The organism is Lysinibacillus parviboronicapiens, assembly GCF_003049605.2.
Taxonomy (GTDB): Bacteria; Bacillota; Bacilli; order Bacillales_A; family Planococcaceae; genus Lysinibacillus; species Lysinibacillus parviboronicapiens.
This window is the reverse complement of the sequence record NZ_CP073713.1, coordinates 551754-570986: the sequence shown is the minus strand read 5'-3', so window position 1 is coordinate 570986 and position 19233 is coordinate 551754. Positions and strand designations below refer to the sequence as shown.

The 19233-nt window shown below is 39.5% G+C and carries 13 protein-coding genes and 1 riboswitch; of the genes, 5 read left to right on the top strand and 8 right to left on the bottom strand.

Going from position 1 to position 19233, the window contains the following annotated elements; genetic code table 11:
* Positions 1–136: 136 nt before the first annotated feature.
* Positions 137–319: riboswitch (cobalamin riboswitch) on the bottom strand.
* A 101-nt stretch (positions 320–420) separates the two neighbouring features.
* From C9J31_RS02855 to C9J31_RS02835, 5 genes are all read right to left on the bottom strand, one after another.
* Positions 421–2088 (bottom strand): acyl-CoA dehydrogenase family protein, encoded by a 1668-nt coding sequence (locus C9J31_RS02855; RefSeq protein WP_107947615.1) that lies wholly within the window; start codon positions 2086–2088, stop codon positions 421–423.
* Between the two features lie 2 nt (positions 2089–2090).
* A complete protein-coding gene (locus C9J31_RS02850) occupies positions 2091–3593 on the bottom strand; it encodes a class I adenylate-forming enzyme family protein (protein WP_107947562.1) in 1503 nt (500 codons plus the stop codon).
* The gene (locus C9J31_RS02845) at positions 3586–3975 is read right to left on the bottom strand and encodes a MerR family transcriptional regulator (protein WP_107923691.1); all 390 of its coding nucleotides are present in this window, start codon (positions 3973–3975) and stop codon (positions 3586–3588) included. Before C9J31_RS02845 ends, C9J31_RS02850 begins: the two co-directional genes overlap by 8 nt.
* 305 nt (positions 3976–4280) lie before the next feature.
* Entirely contained in the window at positions 4281–5948 is a 1668-nt protein-coding gene (gene argS, locus C9J31_RS02840; RefSeq protein ID WP_107947563.1) for an arginine--tRNA ligase, read from the bottom strand.
* Positions 5948–6382, bottom strand: a complete 435-nt coding sequence (locus tag C9J31_RS02835) for a YwiB family protein (RefSeq protein ID WP_235616202.1) — start codon at positions 6380–6382, stop codon at positions 5948–5950. Before C9J31_RS02835 ends, argS begins: the two co-directional genes overlap by 1 nt.
* Before the next feature lie 502 nt (positions 6383–6884).
* On the opposite strand from C9J31_RS02835, the gene C9J31_RS02830 reads away from it, so the two are divergent.
* Both C9J31_RS02830 and C9J31_RS02825 read left to right on the top strand, forming a co-directional pair.
* The gene (locus tag C9J31_RS02830; protein ID WP_107947564.1) at positions 6885–7826 is read left to right on the top strand and encodes a threonine ammonia-lyase; all 942 of its coding nucleotides are present in this window, start codon (positions 6885–6887) and stop codon (positions 7824–7826) included.
* A gap of 11 nt (positions 7827–7837) precedes the next feature.
* On the top strand, positions 7838–8206 hold the full coding sequence (locus tag C9J31_RS02825) for a RidA family protein (protein ID WP_107947565.1): 369 nt from the start codon (positions 7838–7840) through the stop codon (positions 8204–8206).
* A gap of 197 nt (positions 8207–8403) precedes the next feature.
* Here C9J31_RS02825 and speB read toward each other — a convergent pair whose 3' ends face one another.
* A complete protein-coding gene (speB, locus tag C9J31_RS02820; protein ID WP_107923699.1) occupies positions 8404–9276 on the bottom strand; it encodes an agmatinase in 873 nt (290 codons plus the stop codon).
* A gap of 312 nt (positions 9277–9588) precedes the next feature.
* On the opposite strand from speB, the gene C9J31_RS02815 reads away from it, so the two are divergent.
* Entirely contained in the window at positions 9589–11649 is a 2061-nt protein-coding gene (locus C9J31_RS02815) for a transglycosylase domain-containing protein (RefSeq protein WP_107947566.1), read from the top strand.
* 459 nt (positions 11650–12108) lie between these two features.
* Here C9J31_RS02815 and C9J31_RS02810 read toward each other — a convergent pair whose 3' ends face one another.
* Positions 12109–12624 carry a YwhD family protein gene (locus tag C9J31_RS02810; RefSeq protein WP_107923701.1) on the bottom strand — a complete coding sequence of 172 codons (516 nt, stop codon included), beginning with the start codon at positions 12622–12624 and terminating at the stop codon, positions 12109–12111.
* A gap of 203 nt (positions 12625–12827) precedes the next feature.
* Here C9J31_RS02810 and C9J31_RS02805 point away from each other — a divergent pair, with 203 nt between their 5' ends.
* The gene (locus C9J31_RS02805; RefSeq protein ID WP_024362848.1) at positions 12828–13013 is read left to right on the top strand and encodes a 2-hydroxymuconate tautomerase; all 186 of its coding nucleotides are present in this window, start codon (positions 12828–12830) and stop codon (positions 13011–13013) included.
* A gap of 175 nt (positions 13014–13188) precedes the next feature.
* Positions 13189–13857, top strand: coding sequence for a class A sortase (locus C9J31_RS02800; protein WP_107947567.1), 669 nt, complete (start codon positions 13189–13191; stop codon positions 13855–13857).
* 81 nt (positions 13858–13938) lie between these two features.
* On the opposite strand, the gene C9J31_RS02795 is transcribed toward C9J31_RS02800, so the two are convergent.
* Positions 13939–19209 (bottom strand): collagen binding domain-containing protein, encoded by a 5271-nt coding sequence (locus C9J31_RS02795; protein ID WP_107947568.1) that lies wholly within the window; start codon positions 19207–19209, stop codon positions 13939–13941.
* Between the last annotated feature and the right edge of the window lie 24 nt (positions 19210–19233).

Genomic DNA, 19233 nt, shown 5'->3' with positions numbered 1-19233 from the left:
AGAATTTGTCGCCCACAATCTTGTATTTTATCGAGAAACTTTGTAAAACTGAAAACACCCCTCATCACAAAAGATGAGGGGCTGTTTGCACATAAATACATACGCAAAATCCACCACCCTATCCTCGTAGGCTGTAACGTGTTGCACTATAAAGGCAGGTCTCCTGGCTCGTGCGCTAGTTGTTTTTCATGCCTTCCCGAAAAGTTTTCAGTGGCATAAATTGAAAAAACTCGCACTTACAGTGGCGGGACCGCATCGGAATTACACCGATTTCCCTTTTCACTTTACTTAGTAAAGAACCTTTATAATATTTTAGTTGATTTCATTATACATGAAATTAGAAAGATATAACGATAAAAAAGGTGGACTCGTCTTGCATGGAGAAAGCCGCCTCAAGGACTTTGAGACGGCTCGCGATAGCTATATGATTTCCGCAAAATATTGCACAGTTTTCATTGGCGCACCGATTTTACGCAGTGCCCATGTATCCTCTAAATAGATATCTGCTAGCTTTTCATATTTACCACCAAATCTATCTGCCCATTCTACGGCTACGACACTTTCATAGACATGTGCCATGTTCTCTGCAATCCTTTTAGCGTCAAATGTTTTAGTTGCCTCATCTAGATGACTGAAGATTTGCAAGTTCTCTTCTAATTTTTCTAATTGCTCACTTACGATTTGCAGCAATGGACTAGCAGATAACGAAGCTAATCTCTCTTGCATAACTTGAACAAACAATTCATGTGCCTGAAACTTTTCCACTAAACGAATAAGCTCTAATGCTAAAATATTGGCTGTACCTTCCCAAACTGTGAGTACCTGCGCATCTCTCAAAAGGCGGGGTGTGACAAAATCTTCAATATAGCCATTACCACCATGCAGTTCAATTGCTTCACTTGCATAATGCAGCGCTTGCTCGGCTGCTTCTTTTTTCATAATGGCAATATTTAAACGATTCATAATGATGTCTTGTTTATTGCCCTGGCCGCTTGTTACCTTATCGTACAGTTGAATGACATCAAAGACAGTTGCCACCTCTACATGTAGCTTCGCTGCAAATTTTCCTAACGTATCCTGAATCATTGGATATTGTGTTAAAGGCAGTCCAAACGCATATCGATTTGTCACATAGTGCTTAGCTTCTAAATAACCGCGACGCATAATGCCAATTGAGGCAACAGCATTGCATATTCTGGACAAATTAAGTGCCTCCAACATATAATAAATCCCTTTATTTGGATCACCTACAACATATGCAAACGCCCCATCAAACTCGACTTCACCAGATGGTACTGCCTTGACACCTAGCTTATCCTTTAAACGCCGAATACGTAGATGATTAATCGTACCATCCTCTTGATGCCATGGTACGGCGAATAGCGTTAAACCTTTCGATCCTTTGGGTGCGTCCTCCATTCGTGCCAATACCATCGCTACGCCGCACATCCCTGCATTCGATGCAAAATATTTCTCACCATATAGTCGAAACTGTTTGCCATCATGTACAGCTTTCACAACATTTGCCCCAACATCAGAGCCCCCTTGTCGCTCTGTTAAAAATGTCGCACCCTCATAAAGCTTCGTGTCACCCGTTGCACAAACATGTAGTAGAAAGCGCTCCCTTACTTCATCACTCGCATAATGGTCGAGTAAATATGCTGTTGCCATCGATAAAGTTACAGGGCAATAGAAACCTGGCTCCGCATGAGACAGCAAATACCCTTGTGCAAAGCTATATACATAATTGCCCTTCCTGCCTAGCTGTGGAATCTCCTTATGCACATAGCCCACTATCCCTGTGTTATATGTTTCTTCAATCGTTCTTTTATAACCGTCATTAACCCATATTTCCGATACTTCTTCACCATAAGCATTATATCTTTGTAGTCTAGGTTCGCCTGTTTTGTCGGTATGCTTTGCTCTTTCATCAATCTCACCTGCACAAAGCTCACCGAAATCAGTTAGTTCGCGCATTGCATAGTCGTGGAACTCTTCATCTAGCATCAACTCTAATACTTTTTGCAAAGTATCATTTTCTGTAAAAAAATTGGACGTCCGAGTCTCCTCTTGTTGTAAAACCTTCATCATTATCTCACCTCTTGTCCCTTCAGAGATTGCTTCAATATTTTTCCTGATGCATTTCGCGGGAGTGCTTCCACACGTTCAAAAATACGTGGAATTTTATATTTTGCTAGATGTTCTTCCAGATAAGCAATGAGTATTTCTTCATTAATTTCTACCTTCGAGGCATAAACCGCTTTCACCGTTTCGCCCCACTGAGGATGTGGAGCACCGATAACAGCAACCTCAAAGATACCTTCGTAACCTACTAAACAATCCTCAATTTCTTTCGGGTAGATATTGACACCGCCTGATATGATAACGTCCTTCTTCCGATCAACTATCCATATATAGCCGTCCTCGTCGAAGCGAGCTAAATCTCCTGTTTTCAACCAGCCATCTATGAATGCAGCCTGTGTAGCCACCTCGTCCTTGTAATAGCCCATCATATTCCCTTCACCAAATAAAACAATTTCGCCTACTTCCCCATGCGCTACGTCTTCGCCGTTGTCGTTGATAATGCGCAACTCTGTACCTAATGGCGCTCGCTGACCGATACTTCCAGCCTTCAACACATGTTCCTTTCCGAACATTAATGAGCCACTTGGCCCAGCCTCTGTTAAGCCGTAAACACAGGTCAAGTTAGCCGTTTGGAATGCTTTTTCTATGAAACTAACTTCATGTTTTGATAACGGGGCGCCCCCATAAACCCACCATTTCATTGAAGATAAATCGGCTGTTTTCAATCTTGAAGATTGTGCAGTTAATAAATAGGCCACCGGTGCTCCAAAAAAGTGTGTTATTTTTTCCTGCTCAATGGTATCGATAAATAAATCTGGTGTAAATATTGGTGTCAGAACATTGGTTGCTCCTACAAGCACACCAGCCATTAAAAATAAATGTAGTGGGGCTGAATGTGTTAATGGCATCATCAGTAGTATGCGGCTTTCCGGCTTTACTTCCATTTCTACAGCAATCATTTGCGCCACTGTTAAAATATTGCGGTAGCTAAAGAGCACGCCTTTAGGCTTACCTGTTGTACCGGAAGTATATAAAATCGTAGATGCATCATCTTCGTTGAGCTGGCAATCAATTGTATGGGTACTTGCATTTTGGATAAGCATTTCATAGTTCAACCAACCATCCATTACTTGACCTGTTTTAATTTTGATGGATACCAAGGTAATGTTTTCAACGGATGTGAATATTGTTTCATGAGCAATTATCGCTATAGCCTCGGCATGTTGTGCGACATATTCGACCTCTGGTAAAGTCAATTTTGCATTAACCGGTACTACAATTGCTCCAATTCGTTGAATGGCGAAATAACTGACAACAAACTCTACTACATTTGGCATGAAAATTAATACTTTATCACCTTGTCTTACGCCTTGTTCTAATAATGCATGACTGAGTCGTGTCACTTGCTCGTCTAAATCACGATATGTCACTCTGCGTCCATGACAAATAATCGCTTCATTTTTTGCATACTTTCGGGCATTCCGTGCTAACAAATTCGAACTATTCATCGTGCATCTCTCCCTTTAAAGTAGTTAATTTTTCACTAAATATGCCATGCATTTGTTGTAATTCACTTTTCATTTGCTGAAGTTCAGCTATTTTGTCATCAATCTCTTGCATTTTTTGTTCTCCATACGTAACTGTCCGTTGTAATTGCTGCATACCTGTCCGGTCAAAATCAAAAAGCAACACCATCTCCTTTATTTCTTCCAATGAAAAGCCATATCGCTTGCCCCGAAAAATTAGCTTTAATTTGGCCATTTCCTTTTTTGAAAAGGTTCGCTGATTGGTATTAGAACGACTCGGATTAAGCAAGCCAAGTTCTTCATAATAACGTATGGTGCGTGTTGAAACATGAAACTCTTTTGCCACCTCTTGTATCGTTTTCAAATCCAATCCCCCTTCACTATTACCATCAGTATATCATTGACGTTAACGTAAACTTCAACAAGATTTTCGCAATAATTAGAAAAAATACCACACAAAGTACATTAATATCACACTTCCATTAATGTGATTTCAGTCATGTAAGAGTTATGTGAGCTATCTATCCGCCACTTTAGCTGTTCTATCCGTCACTCTTGCTGTGCTATCCGCTACTCTTGCTGTGCTATCCGCCACTCTTGCTGTGCTATCCGCCACTTACATGCAAAAAGCCCCCGACACATTATAGTGCCGAGGGCTAAACATTAAAGTTACATTTTTTCTGGTGCCGATACACCAATTAAACGTAATGCATTTGCAATTGTTGTACGTACAGCTGTAATAAGCGCTAAACGAGCTTCTGTCAGCTCTTTGTTTGAAGCATCTAGTACTTTTTCAGCATTATAGAAGCTATGGAATGCTGCTGCTGTTTCTTGAATATAGTTTGCGATGCGGTGTGGAGTACGGTGCTTAGCAGCATCTGCCACCACTTTCGGGAAATCGCCCACTTTTTTCAATAAATCAATTTCTTTTTCTGCCGTTAATAAGTTTAGATTGTCAGTCGAAGCAGCAAAGCCTTGTTCGCTAGCTGAACGTAAAATGGAAGAAATACGTGCATGTGCATATTGCGCATAGTACACTGGATTCTCGTTAGATTGGGATACAGCAAGGTCAAGGTCAAAGTCCATATGAGAATCGCCTGCAGTTTTCACGAAGAAGTAACGCACTGCATCCAAACCTACTTCTTCTACAAGCTCACGCATTGTTACTGCATTACCTGTACGTTTCGACATTTTAAACTTCTCACCGTTTTTATACAGTTGAACCATTTGAATAATTTCTACTTCAAGTGTCTCGCGATCATACCCTAGAGCTTGGATGGCCGCTTTCATACGTGGGATATATCCGTGATGGTCTGCTCCCCAAATATTAATTAGCTTATCGAAACCGCGCACAATCTTATCTTCATGGTATGCGATATCAGGTGTCAAGTATGTGAAAGAACCATCGTTTTTAATCAATACTCGATCTTTGTCATCGCCAAACGTTGTCGAACGGAACCAAGTAGCCCCTTCTTCTTCAAAGACATGACCATTTGCTTTTAATTTATCTAATGCTACCTCAATTTTGCCGTTTTCATATAATGAAGTTTCAGAATACCATACGTCAAAGTTTACGCGGAAATTTGCAAGGTCAGTTTTTAATTTATCCAACTCTAATGCTAAACCGTGTTGACGGAAGAAAGCAAAACGTTGTTCATCAGGGTTCGCTAAAATTGTGTCGCCATGCTCATTCGCGAGTTTACCGGCGATGTCAATGATATCTTGACCGTGGTAGCCATCCTCTGGCATATTCGCATCCATACCTAAAGCTTGTTTGTAACGTGCTTCTAAAGAGTAAGCTAAGTTATTAATTTGGTTCCCGGCATCATTAATATAGTATTCACGAGATATCGCATAGCCTGCCATATCTAGTACATTACATAATGAATCCCCTACAGATGCACCACGCGCATGACCTAAGTGAAGATCACCCGTCGGATTTGCTGAAACGAATTCTACTTGCACTTTCTCGCCTGCACCAGCATTCGAACGACCATAGTCAGCCTCTTGTTCTAGTACCGCTGTTACGACACCAGCCAAGAAATCTTTACGAACTGTAATATTCATGAAACCAGGGCCTGCTATTTCGATTTTTTCAATATCTGTCCCTGCTATTTCAAGGTTTTCTAAAATTGCATCTGCAATGGCACGAGGTGGTTTTTTCGCTAATTTTGTTAATTGCATGGCAATGTTTGTTGCATAATCACCGTTCGCCTTATCCTTTGGCGTTTCTAAGTGAATATTTAATTCCGTGCCAGCTTCGACTATACCTGCTTTTTCAACAGCAAGTGCAATCGCTGCTTTAATGGCTTGCTGTACTTGTTCTACTGCGTTCATCATTGTACCTCCGTAAATGTAATGTCTAATGTATAATTGCCGACGGATTGCCCACCCATTAGTAAATCGTACTGCACATAGAAATCTCCGCTTACTGCTTGCCTTGTAAACGCCATGTTTTTCGTTCTAGTCATGAGTGGCATCGAACCGAATTCACTTTCATAATGTCCCATTTGTTGTTCAACAGTATTGAGTGGTAAGCGCATTTTTACTGCTCCAGCACGCATAATAAGTGCCCGATCCTTACCTAGCTTCATCGTTGTGCGGATAGTTTTATCTTCCTGCACCTCTTCATATTTCAAATACAGATTATCTGCTTTTTCAAATAAATGCCCATCCAACCACATTTCATATGTTTCGGACTCGCCATCAATCGGACGAATCGTAGAAATGAGCTTAATGTTCACCTGCGATTTTGCTTCGTTCACCATCATGGACGCTCCCTTTTATTCTTTTTACTATAACCTTTTTATTATAGGATGAATACCACCGGTTTTTCAAGATAGAAGTATATGTTTCAAGGATTGAATAGAAGATTTATCTCTGTAAAGTGTCTGTATAACTCTGTGAGGAAGGAAGCCCAATACAATAGCTGTTATTCTAACAAATCGAATGGTAGCAGGTGTTGCCGTTGGTGAACCAATATTATCCTTAAAGATAAACTCCCAAAAAACTCCGTTTATGGTGGCGCTCGATCGGTTATCTCGACGATATTGCAACAGATGTAACAGTCTAACCTAAACCTGTTATCGAAATCTACATACCAACAATATAAAAAGTAGCACTTCAAATGCATGCTTCAAATGGAGCATCTCTTTCGATACAGTTTTTCTAACATTAAACTACTATATTGTATTGACAGATATTTCCGCAAACACTACAGTTGTACTATTATTTCAGAACTTTCAAATTACTAATAGAAATGAGGATTGCTATATGTTAACACTTGAGAAAATTCAAGCTGCCAAAATAAAACTTGCCCCTTATATTTATGAAACACCTGTTATCCGTCTATATGGACTCGACGATATTTTAGGTTGCAACGTATTTATAAAAGCAGAGAATATGCAAAAAACTAACTCATTCAAATTACGTGGTGCTCTCAATAAAATGCTTTCGATGCCAATTGAACAATTACAAAATGGCGTTATTGCCGCTTCCTCTGGTAATCATGGTAAAGGTGTTGCCTACGCAGCAAAGTTACTAAACATTCAAGCAACAATCGTCTTACCAGATACTGCACCAATCGTTAAAGTGGAGGGTATACGTGCACTTGGCGCAAATGTTGTGTTATGTAAGCTTGCCGAAAGACATGCAGTGACTGAAAGACTAAGCGTAGCACACAATTATGCCATCATTCACCCTTATGATGATTATCATATTATGGCAGGTCAAGGAACGGTAGGTTTAGAAATCTTAGAGCAATTGCCACACGTCGATACGATTGTTGTTCCAATGGGCGGCGGCGGACTGATTAGTGGTGTAGCGACCGCTATAAAATCTTTAGCACCTCACGTCAAAGTAATCGGGGCAGAACCCGCTGTCGTTTCACGTTATGCAAAAAGCCTAAAAGCCGGCGAGAGATTACTTGTAGAAGAACAAAAATCTTTAGCAGACGCTCTGCTAACTTTACAACCTGGTGAGCGCAATTTCCCTATTGTGCAAAAACTTGTTGATAGAGTTGTGAGCGTAGAGGAAGATTTTCTTTATAGTGGCATGAAGACTTTACTACTAGACGGCAAACAGCTTGCCGAACCTTCCTCCTCAATAGGTATTGGGGCTGCACTTCAAGGGATTGTACCAATCAAAAAAAATGATAATGTGTGCTTTCTTATTTCAGGTGGCAATGTCGGATTAAATCAATTACAAACTTTGTAGGAGGTAATTACATGAAGCGAGTATTTTTAGATAAAGAACCTTTAGGGCATTATACGCCAGGTATGATTAGTAACGGCCATTTGTATATATCTGGGCAAACTTCAGCTGATCCGGTTACAGGCAAGCCTGCTAAAGGTGGTATTCAAGGCGAAACATTAATGGCACTCCAAAAAATGGAGGCTGTGCTCCAAGCAAGTGAACTTACAAAGGAAGCTGTTGTGATGTGCAGAGTCTATATTACCTCTTCCGAGTTATGGGGAGAAGTGAACGAAGCCTATGCTAAATTTTTTGGTGAGCATAAACCTGCACGTGCAATTATTCCTATTAAAGAACTAAATCACGGTTGCTTAATTGAATTAGAGGCTGTGGCAGAACTATAAATAAAATAAAAAAGGGTATTCCATAAATGGAATACCCTTTTTTATTGCTTACGATTGTTGCTTAGCTTCATCGCACATATGGTTATTAACCTACTTACTTTTCCCTATCAAATAGCTTTTCTGCGAGCAACTTCGATGCTGTCATTGCGACTGACAGCTTTACTTTTATTGCACAAATGTAGCCGTAACTTTGTACCTTATTTTACCCAACCCAGTATCATTTCTCTAAGTAATTTTGAAGCTGTGTTCGCTGTCATTTCAGATGAATCATAGATTGGAGCCACTTCAACTAGGTCAAAGCCAACTACATTTACACCACTCGCTGCAATGGCATGTATTGACGCTAGTAATTCTTTTGATGTAATTCCTCCACAATCTACTGTGCCCGTACCTGGCGCATGTGCTGGATCTAACACATCTATATCAATTGTAACGTATACATTACGTCCTGCTAGTGTTGGTAATACTTCTTTTAACGGCTCTAGCACTTCAAATTTTGAAATATGCATGCCGTTTTCTTGTGCCCATTCAAATTCTTCCTTCATGCCTGAACGAATACCAAACGAATACACATTTTTTGGTCCGATATGCTCTGCAATTTTACGAATTGGCGTTGAGTGAGAAAGTGGTTCCCCTTCATATTCAACACGTAAATCTGTATGTGCATCAAAGTGAATGATTGCTAAATCTTCGTATTTTGCAGAGACTGCCTTCATCACCGGCCATGATACTAAATGCTCGCCACCCATGCCGACAGGAATTTTGCCATCTTCTAAAAGTTTTACAATGAATTTTTCAATTTCATCTAGTGAACGTTGTGCATTCCCAAATGGTAGTGGAATATCCCCTGCATCAAAATACTTTACTTCATCCAATTCCCGCTCTAAATATGGGCTGTATTCTTCAAGTCCAATAGATACTTCGCGAATACGTTGTGGACCAAAACGAGAGCCTGGGCGATAACTAACTGTCCAATCCATTGGCATGCCATAAATGACTGCCTGCGCATCCTCATATGTCGGATGACTTTTTATAAAAACATTTCCAGAATAAGCTTCATCAAATCTCATTTCTAGCCCTCCATTAATATCTGAACTTAACCGTTAAAAATACATTACAATCGTCATTTCACTTATGGACTTACAGGTTTGTAATGAAACCTCAATACCCGCATCCTCGTATACTTTATTGGAACGACTAGCAAAATTCGCGTAAAATCTACAAAGTGTGATGCTTATGTCGAATGCTATCATTTCAAACAGTACAAAAAAAGTATAGATGTTTTTGAATAAAGTGCAATAGTTTTTGCTTAGAATTTCGATTAAATAAGAATGTTCAGACACATACTAAAGCTAAGTTGTGAGAAAACGAGGTGAAGTCAGATGAAAAGAAAAAGTTATCAACGTAAGCAAAAGCGTGTGAAACGTACACGCAAAGCATTTACACTTTTTGTCGCCTTTGCATCTGCAATTGTAGTAGCATTCATAGCGTTACGCGTCTATGTGCAAGTAGCTGGTGCACCACCATTAACCGTACCAAAAGCTTCTATCTTTTTAGACGAAAACGACAACCAGATTGGGGATCACTTTACAAACGAGCGCCGCTATTGGGTTGACCTTGACGAGATGTCACCCTATTTAGTGAAAGCAGCAGTTGCCGTCGAAGATAAAGATTTTTATAAGCATAACGGCTTTGATTTCTCTCGTATTGCGGGCGCGATTTTAGTTGATATTAAAGCAGGAAGTAAAGTTCAGGGTGCCAGTACGATTACCCAACAATACGCTCGAAACCTGTATTTATCCCATGAAAAATCATGGACACGGAAAGCAAATGAGGCAATTTACGCTTATAGATTAGAAGTTTTTTATGACAAGGATGAAATTTTAGAGGGTTATTTAAATACAGTGTACTATGGGCATGGCATGTATGGTGTGGAAGCAGCCAGTAGGTATTACTATGGGAAGTCTGCTAGTGATTTGACACTTGCCGAAGCCTCTATGTTAGCTGGCGTACCAAAAGGACCTAGTATTTACTCACCAATCGCTAACCTTGATAAGGCGACCAATCGCCAACATGTTATTTTAAAACTGATGGCCGATCAGGGTGCCATTACACAAGCCGAAAAGACTCGTGCTGAAGAAGAGCAGCTAGTCTTAAAAAATGATATGTGGGTGGCTTCTAAGTCAGTCGCTCCCTATTTCCTAGACGTTGCTTGGCAAGAAGCTAGTGAAATCCTGAAAACAAAAAATCTAGACATCAGTGAAGGTGGCTGGACAATTCAAACTACACTTAACCAAGGTCACCAAAAGGCGGCTGAAGAAGCAGTGGCAAGCAATATGCCTGCTAACGACCTACAAGCCGCATTCGTCAGTATGGAATCTAAAACAGGAGCTGTCACAGCGCTTGTTGGTGGCCGGGATTATGCAACAAGTTCCTTTAACCGGGTCACTCAAGCAAAAAGGCAGCCAGGCTCAACCATTAAACCGATTTTATATGCGGCTGCTCTGGAAAATGGCTATACGCCACTGACTTTCTTAGATGTTGGACAAACAACCTTCACCTATGACAATGGCCGTGCAACCTATGCACCAAAAAACGTGAACGGTGAATTTGCAGAACATGATATGACCATGGCACAAGCCATAGCGATTTCCGATAACATTTATGCGGTGAAAACGCTAGAAGATATTGGCTTCAAGAACTTCCATGATATGGCGAACCGCTTTAGTGTAAATATTGGTGCTAAGGACAACTTATCGCTTGCTCTTGGAACAGTTGAAACAACGCTCTATGAAATGACAAATGCTTATAATATTCTAGCGTCTCAAGGTCAAAAAACTTTACCAACAACCATTATTTCCATTAAAAATGCTAATGGTGATGTTATCTACGAAAATAAAGAAGTCGAGAAAAAAGCAGAAACAGTGATTTCCAAAGAGGATGCCTATGTGCTAACAGAAATGATGACAGGCATTTTCGATCCAGTCTTTAGTGATTATTCACCAGCGACAGGGATTGCCATTCGCTCTCGTATGACTCATACGTATGCAGCAAAATCAGGCTCTACCAATAGTGACCAATGGCTGATCGGGTATACACCAAATTTAACTGCCGGCGTCTGGAACGGCTATGATCAGGGCAAAAACCTATCTGCCAAAGAAGACATGGCTGCAACAAAGCAAATTTGGATAGACTTTATGGAAAATGTCAATAAAGGGACAAAAAATGTAGATTTTACAAAACCAAAAGATGTTAAAGGAGTCGTCATCGATATTGAAACAGGGAAACTGGCAACAGACGCCTGTCCTAAGCAGCGTCTCGTTTATCTAAATACCCAAGATGTTCCGACAGAAAAATGCACGAACTTTGATATTCTTGATAGCAATACATGGGGAGAATTTTGGAATATGCTACCGTTCTCCATTTTTAAAGGGGAAGGATAAAAGTACCCAACAATGTGGAACTTTTACGAATAACATGCGTTATAATCAGTGAAGCTCTCGACAAAGATACAAATATAAAAAACTGTAATCGGAAGAGCGATCTTCAGCCTTCACCGATTATTAGTTGAACTAATCAGTACTAATGTTAAACATCCTGTTGCTGCCGAAGTGGTGACATTAGTACTGGACATAAAAAAAGCTTTCTCTTCCCCGGAGACGTGTCCGTGGGAACAGAAAGCTTTTTTTGTTTTATGGTCAGCGGAAAGGATGAGAATCATGGGGCATTCGGCTTGGGTTGTACAAATGCCGCATAGCGCTCATCACTATTCGCGAGACCAAGTGTCCTAGCTTACTAAAATGTAAGCTCTGCATCAAGTGTACTTTTTTTCATAACTACTTTCAACCTTATATCGAAAGCGATTGCAAAATGTCACAGATTGTTCAATCATTGCATGTTGTTTATACAAATAAGTCTTGACGTAATTGCTCCTCACTACGTACCCAAAGCTCTGGATTAAGCTCTTCAAGGAAAGAAGCAAGTATTTTTTTAGAAGGTGTATCCATATGCTCTACAATAATATGACGTTTCATTGATTTATCCATTTTGTTTACATGGTCAGCTAAAATTTTATAACCACGACGTTTTTCTCGGTTTACTACCATTTCACAGGCTGTCACTCCGGCATAGTAAGGTCCATCCGCTTTATGATCAATCGTCACCCAAACTAACCAGTACGGCTTTCCGCCCTCAGAATCAGCACGATTTGTCGTAAATTTAATACCTCGTTCTACATCACTGCGTGCATGCATAGCACCAATTTCGACTGACGCTCTACCCTCTTCTATATCAATAATGACTGGTGACACGTTTTCGAGTGAAAGCGATCCGACACCAAAGCCTTTATGGCCATCCGTTGGGTCATTTTTTATAATCGTAAAACCCATTTTTTGTTTTGGTTTTTCTTCATTTGCCATACTTTAATTTCCTCCATTCTGCTATTATAAAGTAAAGCATATTTGCGCACTTTCATGACTGTTGTCACGCCATCTGACTTATGCCAGAGAACCGTGATTACAGCGACTATGAATTGTCACGCGAATGCCTAAACACGAAGCAAGAAGTTTATAATTTCTTATAAACTAACTATACAACATAATTCATTAAAGGAGGCAATATTATGCCATACGTAACAGTGAAAATGATTGAAGGCCGTACAGAGGAACAAAAGCGTGCACTAGTAAAGGAAGTAACAGAAGCCGTTTCACGCACCGTAAACGCTCCTGTTGAAAACGTAACAGTTTTCATCGAAGAAATGTCTAAAAACCATTACGGTGTTGCAGGCGTTCGCTTTAGCGATAAATAATAAAGTATACGGGTAGAGCAACTTAACGCTCTATCCTTTTTTAAAATCCACTGAAGACTGTCAGCGCAAAGTTAGGTTCTATCAGCGAAGTTATACTCTTATTGGCGCTTTCCTTAGACCTATCAGCGGTGTTTGCTCTTCATTACATAAAACACACTTGGAGGTGACCATTTTAATGAAGAAACTTAAACTGACACTCCTGATTTGTATGCTAATCATCGGCCTTCTACTGATATTTATTAATCCTATTCAAAATGCTATTATTGCTCATTTGAGTGACCAATTAAATACAACCGATTACAGCCCTGACGATATTGAAGAAAACAAAAATGCAGCTGCAGATTTTGAATTCGCTGCGGTACAATCTCTATCCATTGGTGAGGTATTAAAGGCTCAAACGAAGTTAGATAAAATGCCTGTCATTGGTAGCATTGCTGTACCAAGTGTTGGTATGCAACTACCTATCGTCAAAGGTGTTGGTAATGTCTCACTTGCTGTCGGGGCAGGAACTATGAAGCCTCATCAAAAGCTCGGAAAAGGGAACTATGCGTTAGCAGGCCACTACTTTGAAGAAAAGGACATTTTATTTAGCCCATTGTACAATGCTAAAGTAGGCGATACGATTTTTTTATCAGATTTAACGAATGTCTATGAATATAAATTAACGACAAAAGAAATCATCTCGGCTACAGATGTTTTCGTTATCGATGATATTCCTGATAAAACTATTTTGACGCTCATTACATGTGCTGATAATGGTACGAAACGACTTGCAGTTCAAGCCGACTTTATAGAGCAATATCCTTTCGCCGACGCATCGTCAAAACTATCAGAGACATTCTAATGACAATAATCTGAATGTGATTGACAACACCTATATAAAAAACCCCAAGACTATAAAATCTTGGGGTTTTCTTATGCAAAATTATTTCATTCCAGCAGTGCGACGACGCAAGAAATACACTGCACCTAAAACAAGAAGTAAACCAATTAGTGTAAGCACTTTTTGATCTGCTCCATCTGTTTGTGGAAGCTTGCCTTTCGTGTTTAATTGCGCTTCCAATTGTTTAGCAGCCGCTTTGATCTTGTCAATATCGAGAGACTGCGCTACTACTGCCTGATCCTCTTTAGATAAATTATTAAATTTATTGAGGAAATCCTTATACTCATCTAACGTGTCTTTAGTTGCCGTAGAAGGATTATATGGCGGTAAGTTTTTCCCTTGGTCAATGATATCTTGTACGGATGGTTTAGACGTTTCTGTTTTTCCAGGTGTCACTGGCTTTTCTGGATCAACAGACTCTTCCGGATTTGTTGATGGATTTTCTGGGTCCACTGGCTTCTCCGGTTCCGGTGTTGGTTTTTCTGGATCCACCGGTTTCTCTGGTTCTGGTGTTGGCTTACTTGGATCCACTGGCTTCTCCGGATCTGGTGTTGGCCTACTTGGATCCACTGGCTTCTCCGGATCTGGTGTTGGCTTACTTGGATCTACTGGCTTTTCTGGATCTGGTGTTGGCTTACTTGGATCCACTGGCTTTTCTGGATCTGGTGTCCAACCACCACCTCCACCTGTTGATGTAGGTTTTACTAGTGCTGAACATGTATCTTTTACTGTAAACGAGCCAATTAAACGACTTCCCTCATATACATGGTACGTACCTTGTTTAATAGTTTTGTTTGGTAAGACAATTGTTCCTGCTACACTAGTTGTTAGAATTTCATTGTTGTTTGCATCTTTAACACTGTTATTAGCTGCATCTTTTATTGTTATCTTTGCATTCACAAGTGGTGTTCCAAATTCCGTTTGTACGGTTAATGTAAAAGATGGGCATGTAGGTGCTGCTACTATTTCTGCCTCACAATTTACTGAATACTGAACTGTTATTTGGCCAATGAATAATTCACCTTGATATACATTGTACTCACCAGAAGGAATGTCTGTAGAAGGAATATTAATTTGACCTAACTCATTTGTCGTTTTGTTAGTTACAATAGTTGCTCCTGTTGTATCTTTAATCGATATATTGTTAACGTTAGCGCGGACATGACCATTTTCATCTTTCACCGTTAATGTAAACTGTGGACATGCTGGCACTGGTTGCACTGTTGCTTCACAATCTGTAGTTATTGTAAACCCTCCAACTACTTTTCCACCATCATAGACCACATATTTTCCTGGTTCCAGATTTGTAATTTTCACTTTCCCCTCTTGATCAGTAGGGTTAATAGTTTGTGTAATGTTAGTATTTGTATCTACATTTTTAATTGTAACTGTCACACCTTCACGTGGTTTACCATCTACATCATTCACAGTTAATGTAAACACAGGGCAAGTAGGTGCTTGTTTTACTTCTGTTTCACAACCCTTTTTATAACTAACTACTACTTCGCTAAGGAATTGTTTGCCTTCATAAAGATCGTACTTTCCTGATGGCGTATTTGGCAGAACTTTGAATTTACCATGCTCATCAGTCGTTGTTGAGATAATCACCTTCCCTGCCTTATCCTTTAATGTCACTGCTACATTTGTACGTGGATTATCATCCTTGTCTTTTAATGTAATTGTGAATTGTGTGCATGAATTAGTAGACTGTAATTCAGCCTGGCATTCGTTCATACCGTATTTTACAGTCACATACCCAAGTTCTTCAGTTCCATCAAATACTTTATATGCACCTGCTTTAACCGACTTAGAACCTTCACGTGGGATAATTACTTTCCCCTCGCTAGTAGTTGTTCCTGTAAATTTCACATTGCCCTTCTCGTCTTGTAATGTGATTTCTTTATTTACCACAAGTTCACCATCAACATCTTTGATAGTTAGTGTAAAGTTAGGACACATTTCTCCAGAATTAACAATTTTAACATTTTCTACTTCAGTGACTTTATCCGGTACTACAATGGAATCATTGGTTGCATCCAGTTTAAATTGTTGATCGTCCATTTTTGAATAACCGTTAGGTGCCGCAACCTCACTCACATAGTATGTGCCGTAATTAATGGAATTGAATTCAAAGTAACCATCAGCATCAGCAATTGCTTTAGCAATGACATATACATTACTTCCTACTTTTTTCGTTAATTCAAACTCTACGCCAGCAAGTGCATGCTTTTCACCTGTTGCTGGATTAAGCCCTACCTTCTGTAATTTTGCGTTTCCTTTTGTTAATTGGAAATCTGTATCTGAGCTACTGAAACTGAAAGCGTTCTGTTTATCTGATCCTGTTTCTTGGTTTTTACTTGTCGCATCATTAAATGTTATTTTTGCACTATTGCTAAACTCTTGACCTTTTTGGCCTAATCCAATTGTTTTGTACTGGACTTGATAGCCTTTTTTCGTTAGGTCACCAAAGTTAAGTGAAAAGCCTCCCGTCACTTTATCGTAATCTACTGTTACACCAAACTCGGATGGGCTCTTCCAAGTCGAAGATGAACCTTCAGAAATACCTGTTGCATTCAACACATAAGGTCGAATCTGAATAGAATCTGGGATAAGCATTAAATTACCAGATGGTGTATCTGTTAAGACGACATTTTTTAAAGTAGAATGTGATTTATTTACATCTATTTTCCAAGTAATTGTTTGGTTACTATTATTACCTGCCGATGTGATATTCTTCAATAATAAATTATTCGCTACATCCACCTTCACTGATGCTGTTAGTTCATAAGTTTTCGTCTCGCCCAACGTTTTAAATGTAGCTGTATTCGTATAAGTGTCACCTTTTTCATTAGCATTATTCGATTCAATTCCTAAAATATGATTGGAATCCTTTGTTTTATACTCGATAAGGTACACATTATTGTTTGTTGCTGCATCTAAATTTTTGAATCTTAGCGTGTAACTCTTGTTATCTTGTGCAACCGTTAAATCATACTTACTAGGGTCTAATATGTTTCCTCTCGTCCCAGCATTATCATCACCTGTTGTAAGTGTATACTGATAGACAGTAAATGACGTATCGTCGATTTCATGCCCATCACCCAGTACATCAGTTAATAGTGCTCCATTAATATCTTTCTTATTAATATTCACTTTAACTTCCCAAGTGAATTCTTGATCTAAATAGTTGAATTCCCCTGATTTGCTACCATTATTTTGAGTTGTAGTGGCAGGTGTATAATCAGCTTCTTTCGTTATTTCATATGGCTCGTCACTAGTCCACTCAGCTGTAGCTGTATTGCCGTATCCACCATCTACAACAGAACCATCGTCTGCAATAGCAAAAGATGTTTTATAGGTAATGGTCGCTGTTTGACCTTTGGCAATAGTACCACCTGTTAAAGTGAACCCTTTGCTTACGTCGTGTTCATCGATAAGCGCAATCGTGTGCCCCGTCATATTACTTACAGTAATATCGTTAGCTCCACCAACAAGCGTATGCTTCCCTTTTTTATTAGCTGTTTCAAACTTATCGACGATTTTTAATCCGTTCATAGCTTTATTATCGGCCGTTACTGTTATCGTCCAAGTAATTTCTTTTGTGTCAAAGTTTACGGAACGTGATTTTGTTAAAATGTTTTCTGTCATTGTGTGAGGCGCTGTTTTTGTAATCGTTCCATTTGTCACTGTATTCGTTAACTTTTCGCCATTCCCAGTATAAAAATCTTTCTCGTAAAACGCATCATACGTAATTTTATAGGCTTCTGTTACTGGGTCATCAAAATTTAGCTCAAAGCCATCTGTCATCTTCTTGACGGAGTAATTACTAAATTCAATAGGCGTTCCAATTTCGTTGCCGTTTTCATCTACCTGCACTTTGTATACTATAATAGTATCTGTATCAATTTTATGTGAGCCTGGTAGGGTGTCTTTAATAACAGGGTTATCAATTTTCACTTCATTATAATTATATTTAATCTCCCATGAAGATTTATAGTTATTCCCTGTAATAAGACCTTTGGCAAGCGCATCACCGTATTTGATTTTCTGTGTCGCAACAGGCGATGTTTCTGAACTACCATTATTTAATGTGACCGTATTATTGAAAGATTTTTCTCCCTCTGGATTAATCTCAATTACTTTTGTTTGATAGTTCACTTTATAAGCATATTTACCGTTTAATGAAATATCATCAAAATTAGCATTTTCTAGGTAAGTGGGGTTTGCTGTATCCTCTTTATACCCATTTAAACCCATTTCATATTGCGTCACTTGTACAGAGCCTGGTACAACTTCATGCATTGCGCTATTGCTAACACTCGTATTATCCGTTAGCGTAGCACCATTTAAGTCCTTGCCAGCTCGGTTAACCCAAACTTCCCAATCGATGATTCTTTCGCCGTTTACAGATTGAACACCTTTACTTTCTTTTGAAATCTTCTGATTGCTTGTTGATGGAAGGAATGTAATTGTAACGGTTTCCTCTCCACCTTTCCCATCGGGAATAACTACTTCTTGCTCTAAGCTATCACCTTGTAGATTAAAGCCTGATTCAAATGTGGCAATAAGCTTTACATTACTACCTATTAAATTTGGATCCGTAATGGTTTCATCTAATTTAACAGTGACTGTTTGACCAACTGTTGCGTAAGAAAACGCTGGATTATTTGGACCTGCTACCTTAAATCCCTGGAAGTTTTTTTGGTAGTCTATAATAGACGCTGGTAAATTAAACGTAAAGTAATCTCCCGCTGCATGCGTATTCTCTAAGTTTGCTGTAAATGTGAATGTAATAGTTCCTGTTTGACCTTGTTGGAGTTCTTTGTTATAAGATGGTGCTGTGACTTTTTCTCCATCAATTAGCATTTCAAAATCTACTGCTGTTACAGGGATTTCTTGCGGTACACCAGCATTCTCGATTGCCGGCACATCTGCAGGTTTTGGTAAAACTGCATCATTATCCGCACCCTCTGTTGGTGGGTCGTTCGCTTCTGTTACAGTGTCCTCTCCCTCAGTTGTTGCTTCACCATTACCATTTGTCTCAGGATCAGTTGAAGTTAAATCATCCGGCTTTTCTGGTGTTTGTTCACCTGTAGCCCCTTCTTCCACTGTCCCTTCACTCGTACTAGTACCTTCAGTGGTAGGTGCAGGTGCTCCACTTTCTGGTGTTGCTGTTGGTGTTTCTTCAGGATTTTGTACCGGATCAGTTGTTGCTGGAGGAGGATTTAGTTCGTCCGCAAACACTGCAATCGGCGATAGCACGGTTTGGAACACGAGCAACAATGTAATGATTGCTAAATTTAATTTTTTCATGTTTCTCTCCTTTTTAAGTTCAGA